At 31.7% G+C, this 4354-nt stretch carries 3 protein-coding genes; 2 read left to right on the forward strand and 1 reads right to left on the reverse strand.

Annotation, left to right across the window (positions count from 1 at the left end; translation table 11 throughout):
* Positions 1-138 precede the first annotated feature (138 nt).
* A complete protein-coding gene (locus A5844_RS02695; protein WP_086283681.1) occupies positions 139-840 on the forward strand; it encodes a Crp/Fnr family transcriptional regulator in 702 nt (233 codons plus the stop codon).
* A gap of 536 nt (positions 841-1376) precedes the next feature.
* Complete coding sequence (locus A5844_RS02700) at positions 1377-2864, forward strand: nucleotide sugar dehydrogenase (protein ID WP_086283683.1); 1488 nt, start codon at positions 1377-1379, stop codon at positions 2862-2864.
* Positions 2865-3384: 520 nt separating this feature from the next.
* Here the strand turns inward: A5844_RS02700 and A5844_RS02710 are convergent.
* Complete coding sequence (locus A5844_RS02710) at positions 3385-3906, reverse strand: glycosyltransferase (RefSeq protein ID WP_179190523.1); 522 nt, start codon at positions 3904-3906, stop codon at positions 3385-3387.
* Positions 3907-4354 lie beyond the last annotated feature (448 nt).

A 4354-nucleotide genomic window follows, 5' to 3' on the forward strand; every position in this document is an offset into this window, starting at 1 on the left:
GTATAATATTTACATAATAACAAGATTATATAAATTCTTGTCTTTTTTTCACTTTTTTCAGTATGTGTAAAAACTTTACAAAAGAAATAAAAGCAGTCACAATAGAAGTAAAGTATTAGAGGAAGCAGGAATCTATTTATGCGTGTAAATAAAATTGACTATCACTTTTCAAAACTTAGATATCAACCTGATTTTGAACACTTCACCGATGAGGAATTTGAATTGATCAAAGAACATACCGTTCTTCGTTCTTATAAAAAAGGGCAAATTCTATTTGATGTAGGAGATGAACGTCAACGCTTCTACGTTTTGACTAAAGGCTTGATCCGTTTAGAACGTTACGATGAAAGTGCTACTTATTATTACTATGATTACGTGACGGCCAATAACCTTTTCCCCATGTCAGGTATTTTCGAAGAAAGCAACTATACGTATACAGCACAGGCCATGACGGATATCGATACTTTTTATTTCCCAGTTTCTTACTATGAAAAGATCGTAAAAAACAATCCAAACCAGTTGATTTACATGATCCAAAAACTATCCAAAGTCGTAGAGATGCATGAACTACGCATCCAGATTGGCTTGACATCCAGCGCCTTTGACCGTGTGAAGCAAAACCTTTTTGTCTTAAAAGAAGAACTCGGTACCCCGACAGAAGATGGCCACGTCAAGATTCCTTACCCAATCACCTTGAAAGAATTAGCCGTCAATAGCGGTACCACACGAGAAACCGCCGGACAAGTCGTCAAACAACTCAAAGACTCAGGCCTACTCGACTACGACAAAAAACGCTTCACGTTCTGCAAAGATGCAGTCACGCCAGCGTTGAGGGGATAGGAATAATTTTTATATAAAAACAGCCAGAAACGTTGATTGAGAATTCAAACGTTATTGGCTGTTTTTGTTTAGTTTACTATCATGCTTTCTTTAGTTTATATAATATCTAATCCTTTCTTATAAGTCATTGGAACAGATAAATATTAAAATCTTTATGATAAAACTATGTAAACACCTAATTCTAAGTTAAGTTGATAGCATTCAGAAAATGCTTATTAGAATACATATAGGAATAAAAGACTGTAATATATCTGTGAAACGATATATAGGTACCAAAGATTTATATTTACTTTTCAAACATAAAAGTCACTATATACAAAATTTTTCGTGTCTAAGCGTTAAAAATATATCAACCCTATATCATCGAAATAATCAGAACGAAACGGAAACTTTTCGTTATTATTTTTAACATTTTGAATTTTAACCTTAATTCACGCCTTTAAAAATTGACTTCCAAATGGCTAAAGGTATAAAATTATCGTATTAATAAATAATAACCAAACAAAAATGTTATTATTTTTAACATAGGAGGCTTTATGAAAAAATTATCTCAGAAACTTCTGGCTCAAACTATTATGGAAGCTAGAAAATCAAAAAAACTTACGCAACAACAACTCGCTGATTCTACAGGTATCAATCGTGCTATTATTAGCCGTTTAGAATCATTAGATTTTATGCCGTCTATTGCACAGTTGGAAATATTAGGCAATGTACTGGACTTTGATATTACAGATTTATTTGTGAATGATACAACTACTACAACTCCGCAAAAGACTCATAAATCAATGAATATTGCAGTTGCTGGTACAGGGTATGTTGGTCTTTCTATCGCTATCTTACTCGCTCAAAAAAACCACGTAACTGCTGTTGATATCATTCCGGAAAAAGTTGGTTTAATCAACAAGAAAAAATCCCCAATTCAAGATGATTATATTGAAAAGTATCTAGCAGAGAAAGATCTAGATTTAACAGCAACACTGGACGGAGAATCAGCTTATAAAGAAGCCGACTTCGTTGTGATAGCTACTCCAACCAATTATGATAGTAAAAAGAATTATTTTGTTACCTCAGCTGTTGAATCTGTTATTGAATCAGTAGTAAAGGTAAATTCGAATGCAATCATGATAATCAAATCAACAGTTCCAGTTGGATACACTGAAACTGTACGTGCAAAATACAACACAAAAAACATCATCTTCAGCCCAGAATTCCTTCGTGAGTCTAAAGCATTGTATGACAATCTATATCCATCCCGTATTATCGTTAGTACAGATGAATCTGATGAAAATCTTGTAAAAGCATCTCGTACATTTGCAGATTTATTACAAGAAGGAGCTATCAAAAAAGAAATTGACACATTATTTATGGGATTTACTGAAGCTGAAGCAGTAAAATTATTTGCCAACACATATTTAGCACTTAGAGTATCATATTTCAACGAGCTGGATACCTATGCAGAAATGAAAGGTCTGAATACTCAACAAATTATCAACGGTGTTTGCCTTGATCCACGTATAGGAACTCATTATAATAATCCTTCTTTTGGGTATGGCGGGTATTGTCTACCAAAAGATACTAAACAACTTCTCGCAAACTATAATGATGTTCCACAAAACATGATGAGTGCCATCGTTGAAAGTAATCGAACAAGAAAAGATTTCATTGCAGATCGTGTACTCCAGATGGCTGGATATTATTCTTATGAAGATAAGAATAATTTTAATTCATCCATGGAAAAAAACATTGTAATTGGAGTCTACCGTCTGACGATGAAAAATAATTCTGACAACTTTCGCCAGTCATCAATTCAAGGCATCATGAAGAGAATTAAAGCCAAAGGTTCGATTGTTATCATTTATGAACCAACACTTGAAAACGGCACAACTTTCTTTGGTTCAAAAATAATTAATAATTTGGAAGATTTCAAAAATCTTAGCTACTGTATTATTGCTAACCGCTACGATAGTTGTCTTGACGATGTAAAAGAAAAGGTATATACAAGAGATTTATTTCAAAAAGATTAAGATTAAATCCAACTCTATACCTTCTGTCTCTTATACACATCTAGATGTGTATAAGAGACAGTAGGTCCCCTTAGTATTAGGTAGTCCAACTCATATCTCTTACATATACTAGAAATTTCACTAATATTTTCACACTGTATAGAGTTAATTTGAGGTAAAGTTTCGGGGAACGGACTTAAAACATAGCATTCATATCCTTCTCTTTGATTTAGATATTCAGCTATAGTAATGAACATGAAATGAGTTCCACCGATTCCTGGATTTCCTTCTTTAGAACTGATTATTTTAAGCGAGTTAATTTCCGAGTTATCAATAAAAAATGCGATTTTTTTTCTTGTTACCATTTGATTTGCTCCTTGAAAGCATATTTTCAATAGTGTAATACCTGTCTCTTATACACATCTAGATGTGTATTGAAAGCATATTTTCAATAGTGTAATACATAAATAGCCAAAAAGCATAATTTCCTAATAAATATGAACCACTAAACATTAACATTATTACTGTCTCTTATACACATCTAGATGTGTATAAGAGACAGATATTTATTATTGACTAAAAAGCCAGTCTTTTTATCTATTATTGTATCAATCATCCCATACGATTTTAAAGCAACTACTGGAATACCTAATGCTTGAAATTCAATAGAAGCAAGACCAAAAGTTTCTCTTTTAGAAAAAATAATTCCTAAATTCATAGTTTTCATAAGTTCTATTTTTTCAGCTCCCCCCACAATACCATGATAAAAAATCTCCTCTTTGTCACAATAATAAGGAATATCATTTCTATTGCTAGTATTATAAAGGTTGTCGCCACCAATAACATGAAATTCAATATTTTTTACTTTCTGTTTTCTTAACTGTTTCCATATATCTTTCACTCGTAAGAACCTTTTTTTATCTGTTGAACCCACATAACAGATTCGCAAATTTTTACTGAATACATTTTTCCTTACAGTAACATCATTTACCGTATTAAATATAAGGACACTTTTGGAATATAATTTCGTGTCAATCAATCGATCTAATTGCTGTCTACTCACACACATATCTCTTATACACATCTAGATGTGTATAAGAGACAGATCTAATTGCTGTCTACTCACACACACATTACATACGATATTTTTTAAATCATGCTCTATTTGAATAGAGTCTCTTATACACATCTAGATGTGTATAAGAGACAGCTATAAAACCTATTAAACAATTAATCAATAAGCTAACCCAATCATTTAAATAATTAAAGTTTAACCTTGTAACAATCAAATACATGCCTATACCTGAAATAAAACATTTAAAAAAATTTTTGTCTCTTATACACATCTAGATGTGTATAAAGTTTAACCTTGTAACAATCAAATACATGCCTATACCTGAAATAAAACATTTAAAAAAATTTTTGGGTATTTTAACATATAAACCTTCCTTTACAGTAAGAGATAAAAGAAATACAAGGGAAATTAAATTTGCAATTACAATACTTACGAT

Origin of the sequence: Candidatus Enterococcus wittei (assembly GCF_002140175.1) — a bacterium.
Taxonomy (GTDB): domain Bacteria; phylum Bacillota; class Bacilli; order Lactobacillales; family Enterococcaceae; genus Enterococcus_B; species Enterococcus_B wittei.